The organism is Anaerobacillus sp. QJM3NY_17, assembly GCF_056173665.1.
This window is the reverse complement of sequence record NZ_CM149685.1, coordinates 3,976,712-3,999,196: the sequence shown is the minus strand read 5'-3', so window position 1 is coordinate 3,999,196 and position 22,485 is coordinate 3,976,712. Positions and strand designations below refer to the sequence as shown.

The following is a 22,485-nucleotide window of genomic DNA, read 5'->3' as shown; positions in this document are numbered from 1 at the left end:
TTAAAGAGGTGATTCTATTGAAAATAACAATTGCAGGCACGGGTTATGTTGGTTTATCCAATGCTGTTTTATTAGCCCAGCATAATGAAGTTATAGCTCTTGATATTATTCAAGAAAAAGTTGATATGATAAATAATAAAAGATCTCCCATTGGTGATAAAGAGATTGAAGAATATTTAGCAACAAAAGATTTAAATTTAAATGCAACTACGGACAATTATAAAGCATTTAAAGATGCAGAATATGTCATTATTTCAACCCCAACTAACTATGATCCCAAAAAGAATTATTTTAATACAAGAACGGTTGAAGCTGTTATTGCCAATGTTTTGTCTATTAATCCAGACGCAGTAATGATTATTAAATCAACAGTACCAGTAGGGTATACAGAAAAAATAAGGGAAAAATTTGAAACTGAAAATATTATTTTTTCACCTGAATTTTTAAGAGAAGGTCAGGCTTTACATGATAACTTATATCCTACAAGAATTGTCGTCGGAGAAAAATCTAATCGAGCAGAACTTTTTGCTGATTTATTAATAGAAGGTGCATTAAAAGAAAAGATTGATGTGTTGTTCACGAATTCAACTGAAGCAGAAGCAGTTAAACTTTTTGCTAATACATATCTTGCGATGAGAGTGGCTTTTTTTAATGAACTAGACTCCTACGCGGAAGTAAGAGGGTTAGATTCCAAACAAATTATCGATGGAGTCGGGCTCGATCCCCGAATAGGAAATCATTATAATAATCCTTCCTTTGGTTATGGTGGCTATTGTCTACCTAAAGACACAAAGCAGCTACTGGCGAATTATGAAGATGTCCCTAATAATATTATGGCCTCAATAGTAGATGCTAACAGAACAAGGAAAGATCATGTTGCGGAAATGATTATTAAAAGAAAACCAAAGATTGTAGGTATCTATCGACTAACTATGAAAATGGATTCAGATAATTTTAGACAATCAGCTATTCAAGGAGTCATGAAGCGTATTAAAGCTAAAGGCATTGAAGTAGTAGTTTATGAACCAGCTTTTGGTGAAGATGATTTCTATAATTCAAGAGTTATTAATGATTTTGAAGAGTTTAAGAAAGTTTCAGATGTTATAGTGGCTAATAGATTATCAGATGATTTACAGGAAGTAGAAGACAAGGTTTACACAAGAGATTTGTTTAGTAGAGATTAAGGAATTACGGGGAGGGTTCGACACCAGTGAAAAAGTCTGATTGAGATCACCTTTTTAGCTAGTTTCCTATTTTTCCATGGAAATACCCCCTGAATGGGTATAATGGGTACGAGCAAATACCGACCATTAGGTGGCTTTCTTGTGCTTCGACAAGAGCCAAAGCAATCAAGTTTTCACTCCGTATTATACGATGAAATTCCAGAAAATCATATCCTTAAAAAGATCATCACCGTCATCGATTTCCGTTTCATTGATGGCCATGGAGACAGGTTCTTCGTCCCACTGAAGAAGGAAATAGGTTAGCCCCACCTCTGCCATTTTTTGATCCACTTAGGACAAGAAATTGATCCCCTCGTGCCATAAGTGAGCCACTATCACAGGAATCACAGGGACGGTTCTTGTGATTCATAATTAGATTTACAGGTCTTTTCCAAAGTGTAAAATAAGTGAACCAGGTGACTAACCACTCTATTGATTAGCTCACCTGTTTTTTTGAGTTGAGCAGAAAAATGAATCAGCAGAACCGTCCCGTTGGTTCTTACAAAAGGTTAGAACGCTTCCTAATGGCCATATTTGGGAGGCGGTTAAGCTACAGAAGAGAGGAGATGAGAGCGTAAATAGAATAAAAGTAACGAAAGGGTTGAAATGAAAGAAGGGCAAGGTGAATTGTCCTGTACCTCTGTTCTCAGTGCATTTGGTTTTTCTGCCTTGTATAAGCAAATGAACCAGCAGAACCGACCCTCTGATTCATTTATTTATATGTGATGTAAAGGTTAAACTAGAGTAAACGTTTTTCTTTTAAGATTAAAGAGCTTTAATCATGCCATCTTAAGAAGAAAGCAAAAAATGGGTCTGATATATATATTGTGCCATCTTCTTTAACCCAATCTAATACGGGTTCTCCTTCAATATCGTCTTTTGCTATATCTGATATTTTAGTTAATACTCTAGTAATTTCATGCGCCTGTGGTACATTCCCAACAATTACTTGCTTCAAAGATTCTCTTAACTCCTCATAGCTAATATCTACCTTAGGACCAGTCTTAGAAAGCGCTTTTAAGATCCCTAAATATATATCACCCTCAGTACCATCAGCAAATTTTCTCTTCACTCTATCGGTTCGTTGTCTTGGTCCCCTTGCCAATCTCTCAAAAGCAATTTTAGATGTAGATAATTTAACGATATACCTATAAAAATCCGATGCATCATCAATTTCATTAATTATCATGATATTATCTTCTCGTGCACGAATTTTATTTTTAAAACAAAGCCTTAAACAGAATTCCTGCATTAAATGCGGGCTACCATAGCTCTCTTTAGCTAGCTCGGTTATTGTAACATCTGAACAATTGATATTTAATTCAGGAAAACCTTTATTTGCTATTTGTTTTAATTCCATATAACTCCAAAGTGGAATACTTAATTGTTGTACTCTACCTGTCATTTCTGTTTCAACCTTTACAGCATCATACGCTCGGTGAGGTACAGCTAACACTATTACTTTAAGTCCCTCAAAAATAGGATCTTTTAATGATCTAACAATTGAAGTTTGAATTTCCTTATCAATATAATGAAAATCGTCTATAACTAAAGGCATGGCATTACTAAGCAATGCATCAATTGCACTAAGACGTGAATTTTTATAGTACGATTTTGATAACTTATCTCCATATCTTTCTGTGTGAGCCTCTGTTAGAGTTGCAACAGTTTTCGCTATTCCTACATTTAATCCACCGTCAAGTTTATCAGAAAGAGTTTCGGACTTATCATTCGACTTCTCAATATTTTCTTGGGTATGTACTTCTAACTTATCATTAATCATGTTCCAAATATCTTCTTCTGATTTAACTTGACCTCCAAAAATCCATACGCCATCTTCTTTTGAAATTAACTTTTTACATAGTACTGTTTTACCGCTTTTGGTTGGACCAGTAATAGACAGTAGTTTGTAACCGGTATCTAAATAATCTCGAAGTTGCTCTTCAAGGCGTAAATCCTGTCTTAGTATATAAGTGATTTTGGGCTGACCGCCAGCAATAAATATATCACTTGTTTTAATTACCAACATCTTTACCTCCTCTTTTAAAATATGAAACTAACTTTCACAACTAAGACATTTCTATATCTTCAATTAAATCCCTTCTTTTACCACTAAGTTGCCTGGATGGAATTACTGGGAGAGTTGTAAACGCTAGAATTGTTAGTAACGGTGATAAAATCCCTTATAACAACGGTACCAAATTCCCCACTAATAACGGATAATCATTCTATATAACTTTTAGACATGGAGTGTAGAGTGATGGTCCAGACTGGGGAATTTTTTATGATTAGAGAACTTTTTCAAAAAGGTTGGTCAATAACTGCGATTTCTGACGAAACCGGGTTTGATCCCAAGACTATACGAAAGTACATAAAAAGTGATGAGATACCTAAAAGGAAGAGCAGCCAAGCCACTTCGGAAAGTAAATTAGATCCGTATAAAGAGTATCTTAAAACGAGAATAAAAGAAGGAACGACAAACTGTTCAGTGTTGTTTGATGAGATAGAAGCATTAGGGTATGAGGGTAAGATGACTATTCTTAGAGACTTTGTAAGGCCATATCGTACAAGTCCTAAAAAGCAAGCGACTGTTCGATATGAAACCTCTCCTGGTAAACAGGCTCAAATGGATTGGGGAGAGATTGGCAAATATGAAGTAAATGGAGAGCAGAAAGAAGTTTATGCTTTCACTATGGTATTAAGGGACATGGGGACAGGTTCCTCGTCCCAACCCGTAAAGAAGGATCCACCTCTGCCATCTATTTGATCCACTTAGGACAAGAAAATGATCCAGTCGTGCCATAAGAGAGCCACTATCAAAAATGATAGTGGCTTTAATCTTCATTTTGCAGGTAGTGAAGTTGGAAAGACAGACTCCTTGTCCCCAGCTATAAACGCGAGAATAGAATTGTGAGGCCATGGGGACAGGTTCCTCGTCCCACTAAAGAAGGAAATAGGTTAGACCCATCGCTGCCATCTTCTTGAACCACTTAGGACAACAAAATGATCCACTCGTGCTATAAGTTAGCCACTATTACAAATGATAGTGGCTATGATACTAATTTTGCAGATAGTGAAGTTGGAGAGACAAGCTGCCTTGTACCAACTATAAACTCTAGAATAAGATTGCCAGTATTGGCTGGATTGAACTTTATACTTCCATTTCGATTATGTCATAATAAAGAAAACATAAGAACAGTATGATCTAATTAAGGGAGGTTCCTATGATAAAGTGTGATCGTTGTCGGGATAGAGAAGCTACAATTGTTTTGACAGATGTTCGGCAGGAGCAGCTTTGCGATCGTTGTTTTAACGTGGGACATGGGGACAGGTTCCTCGTCCCAACCCGTAAAGAAGGATCCATCTCTGCCTTCTATTTGATCCACTTAGGTCAAGAAAATGATCCAGTCGTGCCATAAGAGAGCCACTATCAAAAATGATAGTGGCTTTAATCTTCATTTTGCAGGTAGTGAAGTTGGAGAGACAGACTCCTTGTCCCCCAGCTATAAACGCTAGAATAGAATTGTAAGTGTGTGATGAATTGAATTTACTTCTCCCATTTAAATTATGTCATAATAAAGAAAATACAAAACGTAAGAACAGTATGATCTAATTAAGGGAGATAGTTATGAAAAAGTGTGATCGTTGTGGGAATAGAGAAGCTACCATTATTTTAACTGATGTTTGGCAGGAGCGGCTATGCGATTGTTGTTTTAACGATGTGGTTGCCGATGAAGTAGGAGTTAGGTTAGAGCCTATACTTGAAGATTTAGAAGTGACCGATCACTCTGGGACTAGTAGGATGTTTACAGTTCAACAGCGGCTTCATCCAGAGGGTCTATTCTTGGAGGCTACTGAGAATATAGAATATGGCTACGAGTTTGCGGTGCATGGTGAGCTAGAGTGCAATCAAACTGAATTATATGAGAGATTAGTAGATAAAGTGAAGCGTGGTGTATCAAAACGGTTTACAAAGGTAGGGGTATTTCCTAACGGTCAAACATATCAATCCATCATTGATGACGAGGTAGTTGGACATATTGATCACGATGAGATGAGCCCATCGCTACCTATGATTGTAATAGATGGACAACCTTATACATGGGAACGAATAGGTGAGATGGTTAAAAGCTTCGAAGGATTCCAAATTCAAATGAAATTCTTTGATAAGACAGACGATGTGGAGTAGGTTCATAACAGATGTACAGAGTCTTATCCTTTCCCACAAAAGTGTTGGCGGGACACAGGCATACTCCCGCTGTCATCCTTCTTTTCATTGTTATCGCAATTTAAAATTGATTTTGTTGAAGGATTCTTGGTATTGGTGTCTAATAAATAAAAGTGCTTCCGTTTAGTGATTACAAAAGACACCTCTTTTCCCCTTTTTTAGAAGTACCCCCCAGTATCTATCCACCACATTTTTGTTTAACTCTTTTTTCCTTTTCACTAATTCCTTTCTTAGAATTCCCAACTTGTATCTAATTTCGTTCTTAATAACAGCCGAAAAAGAGGTGATGTTCATCTGCCAAGAAAAGCTAGAAAGAAAAGTAGCTCTGGAGTCTATCATGTAGTCTTCAGAGGGATTAACCGTCAGACGATTTTTGAAGATGAGGAAGACAAGGAGAAATTTTTAGAAGTCCTTGCTCGATACAAAATAAAAAGTGGCATTGAACTATACGCCTACTGCTTCATGGATAATCATGTCCACCTGTTGGTAAAGGAGACAGAGGAGAGCCTCGCAATTTTTATGAAGAGGCTAAGCTCGAGTTATGTGTATTGGTACAATTTAAAGTATGAAAGATGTGGCCATCTATTTCAGGAAAGATTTAATAGTGAGAACGTGGAGAGTGATGCCTACTTTGTGACCGTGTTGAGATATATTCATCAGAATCCCCTTAAGGCAAAGTTGGTCAGAAGTGTATGGGACAGTAAGTGGACGAGTATCCATGAGTATGTACGTATCATAAAGCTTGTTGATATTGACAGGGGGTTACGTTTATTCTCTGAAGATCGGAAAATGGCTCGACGACGTTTTATCCTTTATATGCAAGAGACAAATCAAGATCAATGCCTAGATATCAAAGAGACTATAAAACTTTCAGATGACCAGGTTAGGGGCTATCTTCGTACAATAGGCATTCTTAGCAACAGCATGCTACAGCAAATGGATCGAGAAGAGCGAAATGTTGTTTTAGCAAAGATGAAAAGAATCAATGGAGTTTCCATCCGTCAGATCTCTAGAGTAACCGGGATCTCAAAAAGCGTGATTGATCGCATAAAGTGAAAGATGGATATGGGTTTGTAATGATATTATAAATCCTTATTCAGAACACTTTTTCAAAAAATCATTCGCTATGATAAGCATAAGGAGGAATTGGCTTGTCTTCGAACGTTACCAGTATCGGACTAAGAGGTTTGGAAGGGTATCGAGTGAGAGTGGAGGTTCAGGCAGTGGATGGGATGGAAACCATCGTTATTGTGGGGCTACCCGATGCTTCTGTGAAAGAATCGAAGGAGAGAGTAGCTGCAGCTCTTCACTCTATGAATCACTCCCTTACCGACCAAAAAATCATTATTAATCTGTCTCCCGCGGAGCAGAAGAAAAATGGGCCATTGTTTGATCTGCCTATGGCAATAGGCGTACTCCTCAGCTTGAAGGAAATTCAAGTGAATCTCTCAGAAGACTTTGCATTTATTGGTGCTCTTTCCCTGGATGGTGGAATTCGGCCGGTAGAGGGGATGTTGCCTGCCATATTGGCGGCGAAGAGGCTTGGTCTTAAGAGGTTATATCTGCCTTTTGATGAGGCGTTACCCCACTTGGAATTTAATGGGTTAGATTTGATTTATGTTTCTACATTAAGTGATGTCATTCAGCACCTTTACGGCCAGACAATCCTTTCATTTCGTCCACCAATTACACAAGAAGAATCGATCATCGAGAGCACAGTTGATTTCTCAAAAGTCGTTGGCCACTCGTACGCAAAGCGAGCATTAGAAATTGCAGCAGCGGGCGAGCATCATGTATTCATGTCAGGCCCCCCGGGGTGTGGAAAAAGTATGCTTGCCGAAGCCTTTCCATCTATCCTTCCCCCTTTAACAGAAGAAGCACGACTTGAAGTCATGAGCTTGTATCAGCTAAATACCTGCAGCCCCGCATCATCCCGCGAGCCACCCTTCCGAAATCCCCATCATTCTGCATCTGGTGTTTCCATTATTGGAGGAGGACAAAATCCCAAGCCAGGTGAGGTTTCCCTTGCTCATAAAGGAGTCCTCTTTTTAGATGAAATAGCTGAATTCACAAAAAAGACGCTCGATATGTTAAGGCAACCTCTTGAAAGCGGAAAGGTGACGATTAGCCGTGCGCATTCAACCGTTAGTTACCCCGCTCAATTTATTCTGATAGGGGCGATGAATCCATGTCCCTGTGGCTACCTTCATTCGCCGACCCATTATTGCACTTGTACTCCAAAACAAATCATCGCCTACCATAATCGACTCTCAGGTCCGATTCGTGACCGGTTTGACATTCACCTTTCCCTAAAACCAGTAGATTTGCAAGCAGATCAGGAAAAAGAAAAGGAAAGTTCAGATGAATTTCGAAAACGAGTAACTGCAGCAAGGGAAAGGCAGTACGATCGCTATGGAGAACAACTTTGCAATGGCAGAGTCTCATACGACCAATTAACAAAAAGCAATTTTCTATCAAACAGTCAGCAGCATATGATTCGCCAGCTATCCTTAAAGAACAACTTAAGCAATAGAGCACAGATTAAAATTTTAAGACTAGCCCGTACTATTGCTGACCTGCAACAGGTTAAGACGATTTCTGATGGTCATATTTGGGAGGCGGTGAAGTTACAGAAGAGAGGGGAGGAGAATGGACATCGATTGAGAGTGAGGAAAGGGTTGAAGTGAAGGAGGGGCAAGGAAATTTGTCGTAAATCTGGAAATGATTTATTGATAGATGTTCGCCGGGACGATGTACCTGTCCCTCCGTCCCTCTGCTGTTTTTTTAATTACTGGTCTCGGACGGTTCTCGTGATTCCACTCATCCATAATGAAAAACTGATCTTCATGTTAAACAAACGTTTGATTGATGCGACTTGACGAGCATTTATTTCTCAAGTGCACAGGAATTCAGCAATAGTGTGCAAATCCAAATCATAAGCCTTGCGCGAACATCGCTGACTTGAATGGTGAATCGAGCATTTCAAATGCAAAAGCAAGAATGGTTAGGGGTGTCGATGAATGGGACTTTGTGATTTGATATTGAACATGTTCGGAGAAGAAAGAACGATTGCTATTGAGCAGTTTAAAGAGTTTAACGAAAAAGGTAATGTTGTATAGTGAAACTTAAAATATGATTTCTTCTTTATAGAAGGACTATTTGCTTATTCTACCGAACTGAATTCTAAAGATATGTTATATAGTGAGAAAAAGCGAGGTGAAATGTTATGCAGACTAAATTAACACTTCTTTCTTGGAACATAAGGCAAGGTGGTGGAAATAGAATAGAACATCAGCTTGAAGCAATAAGCAGCTTGTTGCCTGATGTTGTTGCACTTCAAGAAATGACCATAACAAACGTTGATCGGTACGTTGATGGTCTCAAAGGGTTAGGTCTTCAACATTCAATACATACATTTGAGAATACAAAAGATCTTAGCTTGTTAACTGGTCCAAGGAAGTACGGTTTATTAGTTGCGAGTAAATTTCCAATCACTGTAGCCAATAACTTTTCTATACCATGGGAGGAAAGGGTGTTGGGTGTTCAAGTGAATAGTTCGTTTGGATGTATTGAGGTCTATAATACTCATATTCCGCCAGGTTCTTCTAATGGTTGGGTGAAAATTGATACCTTTGAAGGGATTTTTAATAAATTAGCCTGTCATTCCAGAAATCATCGTATTTTATGCGGAGACTTTAATTCGCCGCAGCTAGAAACTAAAGATGGAGAAGTTATTACCTGGGGACAAATGTTGCATAAAGATGGCATATGGAAAGTCTCTTCAAAAAAGAAAAGGTGGGATGACGGAGAAAGAAGTATATTTGAAGGTTTAGTAGATTACGATTTAAGAGATGTCTTTCGAACGCTATTTGATTTTGAGAAAAGAGAATATAGCTTTGTTTTAAAACGTAAAGAAAAACTTTTTCATCGGCGGTTCGACCATTGCTTTGCATCAATGACGTTGAATCCAGTGTCATTTGAGTACTTGCATCATTTTAGAGAAGGGAACTTAAGTGACCATTCTCCTTTAGTAGTTAAGTTTAAGCCTGAAATGATTGATAAGAGTGATCTAAAATCATCAAATAGAGAGAGGTTTGGGGATCAAAAAAGTGGAACAAATAAAATGAAATCAAATAAATTTTCCTACGAGGAAGGGGAATTTAAAATACATAAATAAGAATGGTGGAATTAAGGGGACGGTTCGAGAACAGTGAAAAAGTTCAAGTTTTGTACAATGAAAGATAATCAAACCTCTAGAATTGCTTATAAGGCTCGTTTGATATACCGCGAGACATTATAGTACCCCTTAAAAAGCTTATTTTAAGAAAGTGACCATTTTTTCACTGATCTCGGACGGTTCTCGAGATTCTATCTAGAAATAATAATGCCGGCTTTCTATAATAGTGTACTATTGTGATCATATTTACTGAGCAGAAAGTATTCACTTTATTCTATTAACAGAAAATGTATTGCTAATAATAGAAGCTCAAGAATCTGCAGATTCTTGAGCTTCTTAATCTTAAAGAGAAAATCCGTTCAGCTAAGACAATTATCCAAAAGGCTAGTCTTCGTTACTTTTACCTTTCTCTATTCCTCCCCTGGCACAACATTAGGATTATGACAAAACACATTTTTAGGATCATACAAGTTCTTAACCTTCACGAGACGCTCGTAATTCCCTCGGAACGCAGCTTTGACCACTTTCTCGCTTGGCGTAATGCCATTTAAGTAAGAGGCTTCGTGATGGGAGGATGGCAGTAGACTTCCATAAACCGAATCTGCCCACTTTTTGCATAGATCGAGTTCCACATCCATCGCCATAATATCGGTAAGAAGAACGAAGTTGGCATCTCGGATGGCGTATGGCGTTGCGCTTGAAGCGACACGATTCATTTTACCGTGAAGCGACCAGAGTTGAACCAGTATACTTGGCGCTGGTGCTTGATCAATTTTCGTTAGAAGCGTTTCGATGACGTCATCTGTTAATCCTTTGAAGTAGAGGGAGGTTCCGTGTACGGGAACGTGCTCTGGGACCATGACGTCGAGCTTGCTTTGAAGCTGGGTATACGGCATGATGCCTGTTCCATCAACGATCGGTTCGGCTAGTTCTCTTAAAGGCTTGATAACCTCTTCGCCAATCGAAGGTGTTCCAGCGAACATGCCAGTCAACATGATGACTTTTTTCATATGTAGAAATTCTGGGATGAACGGTGCAGGTGGCAAGGTTGTCATCGTTATGTTAATCGACACCTCGTCAGGGGCATTGTTCATGTAGTCTTGAGCTTTCTTAATGACGTCTTTCGCGTCTTTGTAATTATACATCACATCCAGGGCTAACACTTCAGGACCCACTTCATGCAGCTGATAGACAAATTCAGTAACGACCCCGAAGTTACCGCCGCCTCCACGGAGTGCCCAGAAGAGGTCAGGGTGACTCGTTTTGTTTACTTCAATTAACTCACCCGATGCAGTAACAACGGTTGCGCCAACGAGGTTGTCACAAGTTAAGCCGTATTTTCCTCTTAAATAGCCGAGTCCACCATTCAGTGTTAAGCCGGCAATCCCGGTTTCAGATACGGTTCCAGTCGGTGTAGCGAGACCGTATTTCTGTGTTTCGTTATCTACATCCTTCAAAGTGGCTCCCCCTTGGACATAGGCCACTTTCTTTTCAGCATCTACCGTAACCTTGTTCATGGTAGATAGGTCGATCATGACTGCATGATCACCTACCGCAAGACCACCCAGGTGGTGTCCGCCAGCTTTTACTGAGACGGTTAGGTTGTTCTCATGAGCGAAAGAAACGCCAGCTTTTACATCCTCTTCCGTCTCACAGCGCACGATTACCCCCGGTTTACGATCAATCGCACTGTTCCATACCTTGCGTGCTTCATCAAAATTCTCGTGGTTTGGCAAGATTAATCGCTCGCCAACTTGCTTTTCTAATGTTTGAAACATAAAATCCCCCCCAATTGGATAAATAAAACAGGGTTCATTATAACACACGATGGATAATATTGGTTAGAAAAAATGTAGTAAAAAAGAAATAGGAATCGGCATCACGGAGACGGTTCTCGTAATTCTCTCATTTATAATGAAACAACTGATCTTCATGTTAAACCAACATTTGAATGGAGCCTTTACGAGTAGCGCTACCATCAATACTTAAATTTTCATTCTTATAGTTATTGGCGCCCTGTCATTAGATGGCACTGTGCTACCGGTTGAAGGAATGATGGCCGCGATTCTGGCCGCGAAAAAGTTCAGCTTCAAACGTTATTTCTTCCATTTGACCCCAAGATTCCTACGTTAGAAATTGACGAGATCGAATTGGTTTACGTTCAAAGCATGCAGGATGTCGTTGATCTTCTCTCCAGTCAACAGATCCTGTCAGTGACTAAGCCAAAAGCAGGGGACTAAGATCATCCGTTTCTATAAGAGGGTAAAGGTAAGGTACCTAATTACCTTGGTTCTATCAAGGCAGTACTAGAGAAAATGTTTATAAGGATATAACGAAAAGAGGCTTATAGAAAATAAGAAGTAAAGGTAAAGCACAGTAATAAGTTAAAGGTTAGTAAATGTATGTAAAGATTTGATGTCCTTAGTAAGGGTGCTATTAAGAATCGTCTATAATATATGAGGGCTAAATTAAAAGGTATTTACATAAACAAGGAAGGTTTTCCTAATAAGTAGTTAAGCTTCTGGAAGTACGTAAATCTAATTGTATATCTTTACACTATTCGACAAAAAAACCTGTATCTCTATAGAATCGCGAGTGCTATTATAAGAAAGGTAGAAAAATGTAGAAAACCTATAGTATCTTTCGTTAAGCTGTTGTTTTTACGTCGGTGTTACCTTATAATGGACAACGTTTGGTAACAAGATGGAAAAACAATTTAAAACATTAACCTCCAGGAAGGAGAAGGAAATGCTACTTATTCCTTTTATATTGTGTCTCGTTTTAGCTATTGGTATTTATGAGCACAGACAACATCAAAAAAACATTGAGAGTTTACCAGTTAGGGTGAACATTAATGGAATTCGAGGAAAATCAACTGTTACCAGGCTAGTAACGGGAGTACTTGTGGAAGCTGATATGCGGACGGTTGGAAAAACAACAGGGACGTCGGCAAGAATGATGTATTGGAACACAAGAGAAGAAAAGCCAATAAAGAGAAGGCTTGAAGGTCCCAATATTCGTGAACAGAAAATGGTTGTTAAAGAAGCCGCAGACTTAAATGCAGAAGCGTTAGTTAGTGAATGTATGGCGGTTAATCCGGACTATCAAGTGATTTTTCAAAAACAAATGCTCCAAGCAAATATTGGTGTTATTGTGAATGTTCTTGAAGACCATCTGGACGTCATGGGTCCAACGCTAGATGAAGTGGCAGAAGCCTTTACTGCAACGATTCCGTATAACGGGCATTTGATTATTACTGAATCACCTTATGAAGAATACTACAAGGAAATTGCAAAGAAAAGAAATACAAAAGTTATAGTAGCCGATAACTCAAGAATTTCTGATGAATTTCTTCTAAAGTTTGAATATATGGTATTCCCCGATAATGCCTCTCTCGCACTTGCGGTTGCTGAAGCGATTGGTATTGACGAAGAAACGGCATTTAAAGGAATGCTGAATGCTCAGCCAGATCCCGGTGCAATGAGAATTTTACCTCTAGGTAATCCCAATTCTCCTGCCTTTTTTGTAAACGGATTTGCAGCGAATGACTCAGCATCTACCCTTAATATTTGGGAACGTGTAGATCAGCTGGGATATCCTTCGAAAAAACCGATTGTGATAATGAACTGCAGAGAAGACCGCGTTGACCGAACAGAGCAATTTGCAAGAGACGTTCTCCCTTATATTGAAGCACATACACTTGTTTTAATTGGAGAAACAACGAGTCCAATTGCTAATGCATTTGATGCGGGGGTCATCCCAGCCGATCATTTGCTCGATCTTGAGCATTATACAACGGATCAAATATTTACTGAGTTAGAACCGTTTTTGAACGATAAAGTACTATATGGTGTTGGAAATATTCACGGGGCTGCAGAACCATTGATTGAAAAGCTTAATCAGTATAAGTTCAAGCAGCAAGTCAGCTAGGGGGAAGCATAGTGTTTGGTTCGGATTTATATATTTCGTTAGTTATCGGTGTTATTTTAAGTTTGATTTATGCAGAAAAAACGGGGATTCTTCCAGCTGGATTAATTGTTCCAGGATATCTTGCGTTAAGCTTTGATCAACCAATTTTCATGTTAACGATGTTCATTATTAGTTTGCTAACCTATTTAATTGTTCAACATGGTATAGCGAAATTTACGATTCTATATGGTAGACGAAAATTTGCAGCGATGTTAACAACAGGAATTGCTTTAAAACTTATCTTGGATTTCGCTTATCCTATTATACCTTTTGAGATATTTGAGTTACGTGGGATTGGTGTTATTGTACCTGGTTTGATCGCAAATACGATTCAAAAACAGGGTGTTGTACCTACACTAGGAAGTACCATACTCCTTAGCGGTATTACATTCTTAATCATGTTCTCATACTATCTTATTTAGGGTGAATGTAAATGGCTAGGAAGTTGAATTTTAAAGAAACAGTATTAAAGAAGTTGAAATGGCATAAGAAAAGAACACTTACGCACACTTTTATTGCCTTAGGATTATGTATTATTTTGATTATTCCTTTCTCCTATTTATTAAAACCTGGAGAGTCGGAAGCAGTTGATAATGATGCCGTGGTAACAGCAACAATGGTTGGCGATATCATGTTAGGGCGCTATGTCGAGAAAGCAACAGATGCAAATGGTAATGATCATCCTTTTGAATATGTGAAACCTTATTTTGAGAACTCAGATTACGTATCGGGTAATTTTGAAAATCCTATTGTGCTAGACGAAAATACGCAAAAAGTAGATAAGTCAATAAACTTGAAGACTACTACTGATAGTGCTGATGCACTTGATGCAGCGAATTTCACTGTCGTTAACCTTGCCAATAATCATACGCTTGATTATGGCATTGAAGGTCTTGAAGATACGCTTACTACTTTTAAATCAGCCAATACGGATGTTGTTGGGGCTGGAAAAGATCTGGAGGAAGCGAAGCAGATTCATTACTCAGAAGTGAATGGATTAACAATTGCAACACTAGGTTTTAATGATATCTTTGAAAATGATAGTAGAGCAGGAGACACAAAGGGTGGCGTTCTAGAAGCCAACCCAGAATATTTAATCCCATTGATTAATGATGCAAAAGAGAATGCGGATCTTGTGTTCGTCAATATCCATTGGGGTGTTGAGTATGAGAATGAGCCACACCCTAGACAGGTGGAACTAGCTCATGCCATTGCTGATGCTGGTGCAGACGCCATTATCGGTCATCACCCGCATGTTTTATCAACAGTAGAAATGTACAATGATACGGCTATTTTCTATAGTCTTGGTAATTTTGTTTTTGACCAAGGATGGTCGAGGACGCATGATACGGCAATGGTGCAATATCACTTGTACAAAGATGGGACAGGAGAGTTCGAAATTATTCCTGCCACCATTAAAAATGCTCAGCCAAGACCTTTGACAGAATTAAATTGGTATAACAGTTTTAAAATCACCAGACAAATGACTAAGAATTTAGATGATAATGGATGGTCTAAAAAGGGTGAGAGCATTATTTTGAAAGTAGATCATTCAGATATAATGAAGGGAGAGTCCCTTGGAAAGTAAAAAATTCATTATCTTACTGTCGGTTATTTTTTTAGTTGGTATGGGTGCATTTTTTAAGTTTTATGGTCTTCCCCCCGATAATCTACCGTTCTCAACTGCTCCAAATTTTGATTTGGAAGCTGGAAAACCTTTAGAATCGAGTGAAGGTTATGGAGTTAGTGCATCACATCCCCTGGCTGTTAAAGCTGGTATGGAAGTGATGGAAAATGGAGGGAATGCGGTGGATGCTGCTATTGCAGTATCCTATGTTCTTGGAGTAGTAGAGCCCTATGGATCTGGTATCGGTGGTGGGGGAGAAATGTTGATTTATCCTAAAGATGATGAACCCATCACTTATATGTATCGTGAAAATGCTCCATTAAGTGGGGAAATGCCTTCTGAATATTCAGGGGTTCCTGGTTTAGTTCAGGGGATGGAATCGTTACATGAAGATTATGGATCAGTTGATATGACACAGCTTATTACACCAGCAATTGAAATTGCAGAAAAAGGTTTTGAAGTTGATGAAGCACTATATGATCGGTTGAAAGGTGCGCAGTATCGAATGCCTACAAGTGATATTCCTCACTTTTATCCTAATGGGAAACCGATTAATCCTGGTGTTACGCTGAAACAGAAAGAGCTTGCTGATACATTAAGAAAGATTAGCAAGGAAGGTTCAGATTCTTTCTATGAAGGTGAACTTGGAGAAAATTTTCTGGAAGCGACAGATGAAATTAAGAGTGAAGATTTACAATCCTATTCAGTATTGAAGCAAAAACCTGTGAAAGGAGAGTTCGCAGGATATGATGTTTATTCTGCCCCAGCCCCTTTAGCTGGAATAACCCTGATTCAATCGTTACAGATGGCAGAATTAATGAATATAGAAGAAACAGTAGATGAACCTGCAGATTTTATACATATCGTTGGTGAAATTACAAAGAGAACTTATAACGATCGTATTGATAATATTGCAGATCCTGGTTTTGAAGATATTCAAACAGAAAAGTTAACAAGTATGGAATATTCTAGCGAATTAGCTGAAGATATTTCAATGGAACATTTGTCTGATAAATATGAAGTGAATGATAGTCCAGCAGATGATGAAGATCATGATAATACGACACATTTCGTAGTCATTGACAAAGATGGGACGATGGTTTCTGCGACTCACACACTTAGTAATTTCTTTGGTTCTGGAAAATATGTTGATGGTTATTTTGTGAATAATCAGCTGAAAAATTTCAGTGAGAGCAGTGACTCTCCTAATAAAATAGAGCCTGGTAAGAGTCCACGTAGCTTTACAGCTCCAACCATTTTATCTAAAGATGGAAAACCGGTCATTGGAATAGGCACTCCCGGTGGGAAAAGAATTCCGATGATGATTTCAGAAGTGCTTATTCGAAATCTTACTTTTAAAGAATCGATTGAAAAAGCGATTCAACAACCTCGATTCTACGTTGAAGATGAAAGAATTCAGTTGGAGTCAGAAGAAGAATACCCTGAAGAAGTAGCTGAGGAATTAGAAGATCGGGGTTACGAAGTTGAGTACTATGGTGCAAGTCAATATTACGGTGGAGTACAAAGTCTAATTGTCAATTATGAAGAAGATATGCTTTATGGTGGTGCTGATCAACGAAGATTGGGAGCATGGCAAGTTAGAAATTAATAAATATTTTACGAGATTAAAACAAAAACTAAATTTTTTAGGGAGAGATAATTCATGAAAACAGTTCTACGTGAAGTAAGTCCTTTTATTTTATTAACATTTATTTTCGCTTTTATGGTCACATTTAAAGAGGTTGATACGTTAACTGATTCAGAAAAGACTTCGATTGAGGAACAGCAATTGATTATTGAACAGCAGGCAACTGAAAATACCCCAAAAGATTTGGATACAGCGAAGTCAACGTTTAAAGTTACAAATTAATAGGTCTAAAGGCACGGTTCTTGTATACAAGAACCGTGCCTTTTTACTTCTTTTTATTTTCTGACAAATATCTCGTTGACTTTTCGACAAGATTCACAGTAATCTTTAGAATGTACAGGGGGGGGATATTTTGCATATAGAGGTAAAATTTTCATGCAAATGGTGGGTTATTGTCTTTTTTTCATTTTTACTTGTTTATCAATCTAATGTTTCAGCTGAGGATGACGTCTCTCAGAAAATTATTAGTGAAGCGGAAAGTCATCTAGGTACGCCATTTTTCTCTGGAGGCGAATCAACAGAGGGTTTCAACGGTTCTGGATTTGTTTACTATGTTTTTCGTAACAGTACGAATATTTATGTTCCAAGGTATTTATCTGAACAGTGGGATATTGGGTTAGAAGTTGAAAGAAGTGATTTACGTCCAGGTGATGTTGTCTTTTTTAGTAATACTTACAAAGAAGGAATTTCACATAACGGCATTTATTTAGGGGATAATCATTTCGTTCATGTAACAACTTCTGAAGGTGTAGCAATTGATTCCTTCGATGATAGTGAATATTGGGAATCGAAATATACTGGAGCGAAGAGGTATGATAACTTAGCGATTGATTTAAGCGATTCTCCTATTGCTAAAGAAGCGATTTCGTTACTCGGTGCGCCTTACAAAAGCGGAGGAGATTCTCCGGAAGGCTTTAATATATCTGGATTTGTAGAGTATGTTTTTCAGACAGCAGCTGATACAACGATTCCAGGGTTAACCGAACAACAGTGGGAAATTGGTGAAGAAATTGGGGGAAATGATTTAAAACCAGGAGATGTTGTTTTCTTCAGTAATACTTATAAAGAAGGAATCTCCCATAACGGTATATATCTGGGTAATGATCAGTTTGCACATGTAACGACTAGTTCTGGAGTAGTTATTGATTTTATTCAGCAAAATGATTATTATCGCACAAAATATACTGGGGCAAGACGGTATAGTAACGTGAACCCGCAACCGTCTAATACCGTAGCTAAAGAAGCAATGAAATTACTCGGCACTCCTTATAAGAGTGGTGGAGATACTTTATCTGGATTAAGTAGTTACGGCTTCATTGAATATGTGTTTAAAGAAGCGGAGGACATCTACCTTCCATCAACAAGAGATCATCAATGGAAGGCAGGAGAAAAGGTTTTAAAAGAAAACCTTCAACCTGGAGATATTATTTTCTTTAGCAATACGTATAAGTCCGGTTTATCGCACAATGGGGTGTATTTGGGTAATGATCAATTTGCCCATGTAACGACTTCAGAGGGAGTGACAATCGATTATTTGGATAATAACTCTTATTACAATGAGCGATATACCGGCGCGCGACGCTATGATTCTTTAAAGCCAAAACCAGATAATCTTGTCGCAAAAGAAGCCATTGACTTAATTGGATCTCCATATAAAAGTGGTGGTGAATTACCAACAGGTTTCGATAGTTCAGGCTTCATAGAGTATGTCTTTCAAAGTGGAGGAGACACATTGGTTCCTCGAAAAAGGGAAGACCAATGGCTACTCGGAAAAGAAGTGGATAAAGATGAACTTCAGCCAGGAGATGTAGTGTTTTTCAGTGATACGTATAAGCCAGGTCTATCACATAATGGTATTTATATAGGGAATGATCAATTTGTTCATGTTACGACGTCTTCAGGAGTAACCATTGACTATATAGATAAGAACAATTACTATCATTCAAAATATACAGGGGCAAAACGTTACGAAAACCTTCAGCTAGAGGTTTCTGATCCTGTCGGTGAATTGGCCATTTCGTTAGTAGACTCTCCTTATTTAAGCGGTGGCGATTCACCAGAAGGTTTTAGTAGCTATGGATTCATAAAGTATCTCTTTAATGAAAGTAAAGGTATTGTTCTACCGACCTCAAGAGATGATCAATGGAAACTAGGTGAGGAAATTTCAAAAGAAGATCTTAAACCTGGAGATGTCGTCTTTTTCAGTAATACTTATAAAGAAGGTCTGTCACATAATGGTATTTATTTAGGTCAAGATCAGTTCGCTCATGTTACAACATCAGCTGGAGTGAAGATTGATTATCTAGATAAAAATTCTTACTATAGCTCGAGATATACGGGAGCAAGAAGGTATAGTGAGATGAAAATTCAAGCGGTAAATGATGTGACGACTGAAGCATTATCACATATCGATGCTCCATATAAGAGTGGTGGGGAATCGATTGATGGCTTTGATAGTTCCGGTTATATTCAGTACGTTTTTCAAACTGTGCTAGAAACAGTAATTCCCCGTACTACAGCTTATCAATGGAAAACAGGAGAAGAGGTTACTGAAGACCTTCAACCGGGAGACGTGGTCTTCTTTAGTAATACTTACAAAGAAGGAATCTCGCATAATGGCATCTATTTAGGGAACGATCAATTTATTCATGTGACAACCTCTAATGGAGTTGTGATCGATTATCTTAACAAAAGCGACTATTACAGCTCAAAGTATTCAGGTGCGCGTCGCTATAACGGCCTTAAAGTTGTAGCTGAGAATGCAATTACGAAAGAAGCAATGAATCTTATTGGTTCTCCTTATGAATCTGGCGGAGAGACGCCTGAAGGTTTTAATAGTTCAGGATACATTCAATATGTATTTGAAAAGGCAGCTGATATCTATATTCCAAGATATACAGAAGAGCAATCGGCTGTTGGTGAATCGATTTCACTTGAAAATCTTAAGCCTGGTGACGTTGTCTTTTTTGAAAACACCTATAAAGAAGGCATCTCACACAATGGCATTTATCTTGGAAATGATCAATTTGCACATGTGACAAGCTCAGAAGGTGCTACGATTGATTATCTAAATAAAAGCAATTATTACTCATCTAAATTTGCTTATGCTAAACGATATGACGGACTGAAGTTACAAGTAGACATTCCAGTAGTATCAGTTGCTGCTAGTTATCTGGGAATTCCATATGAGTTAGGAACTGAGAGAATGCCAGACTACTTTGATTGTTCGAGCTTCGTTCAACATGTTTATAATGAATTCTATGATATTTACTTACCTAGAACGAGTACTGACCAATGGGAGTTCGGAGAGCCAGTTGCGAAAGGTGATTTGCAACCAGGAGATGTGGTCTTCTTTAGTGATACGTACCAACCTGGTATATCTCACAATGGCATTTATGTTGGAAACGGTCAGATTATACATTCAAATGGACAGGCCGGTGAAGTATCTGTCGGGTATTTGGATCATAATTCCTACTATTCACCTAAGTACACAGGTGCCAGGAGATATAATCTAGAAAATGATACGACTACGAGTAGTATTGTAAAAGAAGCAAAGAATTATCTTGGTGTACCTTACTTAACTGGCGGGAAAACACCAGAAGGTTTTAATGCTTCTGGGTTTGTGCAATATGTTTATGCCCAAAATGACATCGTCCTACCAAACTATGGATCTCAACAAATCGAAGTTGGGAGTTATGTCGATAAGACGGATCTTCAGCAAGGTGATCTTGTTTTCTTTGAAGGGAATTATATTCATCCTGGAATATACGTAGGGAATAATGAATTTATTCATGTGACTGAAACGTATGGCGTTTATATTTCGAATTTGGAAGGAAGTAGTTATTGGGCTCCCAAGTATAAAGAGGCAAGAAGAATAATTGAATAAATGTGTAAAAAGTCAGGGACTATGTCGTTCCTGACTTTTTTTATATAATGTGGGTGAAGAGGAGAGTGAGTTATGATACTAGATTTGCAAAAGATTTTAGAGATAGAGGATCAGTTTTCACAAAACAGCTATCGAGGAGATGTGGATGCTGATCAATCTTTAATGGTAAAGCAAGGAGTAATTCCTGTAATAGTCTCAGCCCCTCATACAACAAAACAGATAAGAAATGGTGATGAGAAGGAGGCAGATGTTTACACAGGTGCAATAACTTTGTTACTCCATGAAATAACAGGCTGTCATGTTATTTTAAATACTAAAATGGGGGAAGATCCTAATTACGTATTAGATGGACATTACAAAGACGTTCTTAGAGAATATTGCTTGAATCATGAGATTGGTTTGGTAATTGATTTACACGGTGCTGCCTTAAATAGATCATTTGATGTTGATTTAGGTACAAGTAATGGAAAAACACTTTCCAAACAGAAACTTGATATTATGATTGATCGTTTTCACAAAGAAAACATAGAAGTAACTGTCAATAAGCGTTTTACTGCATCACATCCTGGGACCATTACTTATCATTCTTCTAATGCATTGAAAATGGAAGCCGTTCAGATCGAAATCAATCGGAAGTATCGGGATCCTAGGAGAGAGCTCGATTTGTTTGATAGAATGGTTAAATGTTTAAGTGGAATTATTAAAATAATCCCAAATTGAAAATAATGTGATTTAGGCCATCTCTATGATTTTTAAAACTGATTTGTATGAATATGAGTCAAAGAAAGAGATTAACAGAACAGTTCCACTGGTTGTAGGGATAAACATATATATTTTTATCTAATTAAATAAACATGTAAAAACAACTTAAAACTAGAAAATATGACCAGGTATCTAGACATAAATTTCCTTTTGTCGTACTCTAATATAAGGTTTTAAACAAAGGGGGATTTTTTTGTACAAACTATTTAAAATAGGGGCATTATCCATTTTCATTGCAATTTCGTTAATTGGATGTGGAAAAAATGCACAAGAATTAAGTGGTAAAGAAATAATTCAAAACTCACAGGTATCTGCTAGTGAGGATACAAGAGATAGCAAAATTGAAGAAAATAGTAATCCTGGTCCAGGAGAAGTAGGTCATATTATAAAGGATGATCGAGGAACCGCTGAATTGATAAAGGTTGAAGAAGTCAATGAAATAATTGAATTGGATCCTGTAATTTTCACCATTGAAACAATGGAGATATTTCAACTGACTGAGCTTTCTGAGGAATACGCTAATCAAATGAGTCATTTCACTGATAGAGAGATAGACCCTAAAAAAGGGTTTGTATTTCTTCAGGTAACTTCCCATTTGGAAAATACCAAAGACCAATATGTAATTTTTGAAGGCATAGACAAAATTGTGACAAACAAAGGTCAGCAAATTGATGGTTGGAATTCTGATTTTATCCAAGATACAACTGAACTTAAAGGAGATTTAATGGGAAAAGTTAATGGACCTATGTATGATGGGTTTATATTAAATGAGAAAGATATCTCCACCTTAAAGTTCTTTACCTCTGATGTCACGGAACAGGAGACATATGATCTAATAGCGGATGGAAAAGAAGTTACTCTTACGTTTGTTCATTAATTGAAATACATACTTTAGCAACTTATTGATTGATTTGTGATTTTGAAAATAATCTAAACCTAGAAAAGTGCTCGAATAATTTATTTAA

The 22,485-nt window shown here is 37.9% G+C and carries 17 protein-coding genes and 2 pseudogenes; 16 read left to right on the top strand and 3 right to left on the bottom strand.

Annotated features, from left to right (window positions below; all coding sequences use genetic code 11):
• The first annotated feature begins 17 nt into the window (after positions 1–17).
• A complete protein-coding gene (locus AC0VYV_RS20435) occupies positions 18–1,184 on the top strand; it encodes a nucleotide sugar dehydrogenase (RefSeq protein WP_475374200.1) in 1,167 nt (388 codons plus the stop codon).
• Positions 1,185–1,367: 183 nt separating this feature from the next.
• Here the strand turns inward: AC0VYV_RS20435 and AC0VYV_RS20430 are convergent, their stop codons facing one another.
• Together AC0VYV_RS20430 and AC0VYV_RS20425 are read right to left on the bottom strand one after the other, a co-directional pair.
• Entirely contained in the window at positions 1,368–1,502 is a 135-nt protein-coding gene (locus tag AC0VYV_RS20430; protein WP_475374915.1) for a hypothetical protein, read from the bottom strand.
• A gap of 496 nt (positions 1,503–1,998) precedes the next feature.
• Positions 1,999–3,252: a hypothetical protein gene (locus AC0VYV_RS20425; protein WP_475374199.1), complete on the bottom strand. Its 1,254-nt coding sequence runs from the start codon at positions 3,250–3,252 to the stop codon at positions 1,999–2,001.
• A gap of 231 nt (positions 3,253–3,483) precedes the next feature.
• On the opposite strand from AC0VYV_RS20425, the pseudogene AC0VYV_RS20420 reads away from it, so the two are divergent.
• The 7 genes and pseudogenes from AC0VYV_RS20420 to AC0VYV_RS20390 form a co-directional block, all read left to right on the top strand.
• Positions 3,484–3,924 (top strand): annotated as a pseudogene (locus AC0VYV_RS20420) (IS21 family transposase); the annotation flags it as partial.
• Positions 3,925–4,447: 523 nt separating this feature from the next.
• Positions 4,448–4,642 (top strand): DUF7685 domain-containing protein, encoded by a 195-nt coding sequence (locus AC0VYV_RS20415; RefSeq protein WP_475374198.1) that lies wholly within the window; start codon positions 4,448–4,450, stop codon positions 4,640–4,642.
• 209 nt (positions 4,643–4,851) lie between these two features.
• A complete protein-coding gene (locus tag AC0VYV_RS20410; protein ID WP_475366069.1) occupies positions 4,852–5,412 on the top strand; it encodes a DUF7686 domain-containing protein in 561 nt (186 codons plus the stop codon).
• Between the two features lie 333 nt (positions 5,413–5,745).
• A pseudogene (locus AC0VYV_RS20405) lies at positions 5,746–6,102 on the top strand (transposase); the annotation flags it as partial.
• A gap of 138 nt (positions 6,103–6,240) precedes the next feature.
• On the top strand, positions 6,241–6,507 hold the full coding sequence (locus tag AC0VYV_RS20400) for a hypothetical protein (RefSeq protein WP_475366068.1): 267 nt from the start codon (positions 6,241–6,243) through the stop codon (positions 6,505–6,507).
• A 95-nt stretch (positions 6,508–6,602) separates the two neighbouring features.
• The gene (locus AC0VYV_RS20395; protein ID WP_475374197.1) at positions 6,603–8,138 is read left to right on the top strand and encodes a YifB family Mg chelatase-like AAA ATPase; all 1,536 of its coding nucleotides are present in this window, start codon (positions 6,603–6,605) and stop codon (positions 8,136–8,138) included.
• Between the two features lie 539 nt (positions 8,139–8,677).
• Complete coding sequence (locus AC0VYV_RS20390) at positions 8,678–9,628, top strand: endonuclease/exonuclease/phosphatase family protein (RefSeq protein WP_475374196.1); 951 nt, start codon at positions 8,678–8,680, stop codon at positions 9,626–9,628.
• A 410-nt stretch (positions 9,629–10,038) separates the two neighbouring features.
• Here the strand turns inward: AC0VYV_RS20390 and AC0VYV_RS20385 are convergent, their stop codons facing one another.
• Positions 10,039–11,406 carry an FAD-binding oxidoreductase gene (locus AC0VYV_RS20385; protein WP_475374195.1) on the bottom strand — a complete coding sequence of 456 codons (1,368 nt, stop codon included), beginning with the start codon at positions 11,404–11,406 and terminating at the stop codon, positions 10,039–10,041.
• A gap of 970 nt (positions 11,407–12,376) precedes the next feature.
• Between AC0VYV_RS20385 and pgsB the strand changes: the two genes are divergently transcribed.
• The 8 genes from pgsB (at position 12,377) to AC0VYV_RS20345 (ending at position 22,397) form a co-directional block, all read left to right on the top strand.
• Complete coding sequence (gene pgsB / locus AC0VYV_RS20380; protein ID WP_475374194.1) at positions 12,377–13,558, top strand: poly-gamma-glutamate synthase PgsB; 1,182 nt, start codon at positions 12,377–12,379, stop codon at positions 13,556–13,558.
• Positions 13,559–13,569: 11 nt separating this feature from the next.
• Positions 13,570–14,019 (top strand): poly-gamma-glutamate biosynthesis protein PgsC, encoded by a 450-nt coding sequence (gene pgsC, locus AC0VYV_RS20375; protein ID WP_475374193.1) that lies wholly within the window; start codon positions 13,570–13,572, stop codon positions 14,017–14,019.
• Between the two features lie 11 nt (positions 14,020–14,030).
• Complete coding sequence (locus tag AC0VYV_RS20370) at positions 14,031–15,185, top strand: CapA family protein (RefSeq protein WP_475374192.1); 1,155 nt, start codon at positions 14,031–14,033, stop codon at positions 15,183–15,185.
• Complete coding sequence (gene ggt / locus AC0VYV_RS20365; RefSeq protein WP_475374191.1) at positions 15,175–16,833, top strand: gamma-glutamyltransferase; 1,659 nt, start codon at positions 15,175–15,177, stop codon at positions 16,831–16,833. Before AC0VYV_RS20370 ends, ggt begins: the two co-directional genes overlap by 11 nt.
• Positions 16,834–16,887: 54 nt before the next feature.
• Positions 16,888–17,094 carry a hypothetical protein gene (locus AC0VYV_RS20360; RefSeq protein WP_475374190.1) on the top strand — a complete coding sequence of 69 codons (207 nt, stop codon included), beginning with the start codon at positions 16,888–16,890 and terminating at the stop codon, positions 17,092–17,094.
• Between the two features lie 130 nt (positions 17,095–17,224).
• Positions 17,225–20,758, top strand: a complete 3,534-nt coding sequence (locus tag AC0VYV_RS20355; RefSeq protein ID WP_475374189.1) for a C40 family peptidase — start codon at positions 17,225–17,227, stop codon at positions 20,756–20,758.
• Between the two features lie 72 nt (positions 20,759–20,830).
• Positions 20,831–21,478, top strand: a complete 648-nt coding sequence (locus AC0VYV_RS20350) for an N-formylglutamate amidohydrolase (protein WP_475374188.1) — start codon at positions 20,831–20,833, stop codon at positions 21,476–21,478.
• Between the two features lie 235 nt (positions 21,479–21,713).
• Positions 21,714–22,397: a hypothetical protein gene (locus AC0VYV_RS20345; RefSeq protein WP_475374187.1), complete on the top strand. Its 684-nt coding sequence runs from the start codon at positions 21,714–21,716 to the stop codon at positions 22,395–22,397.
• Positions 22,398–22,485 lie beyond the last annotated feature (88 nt).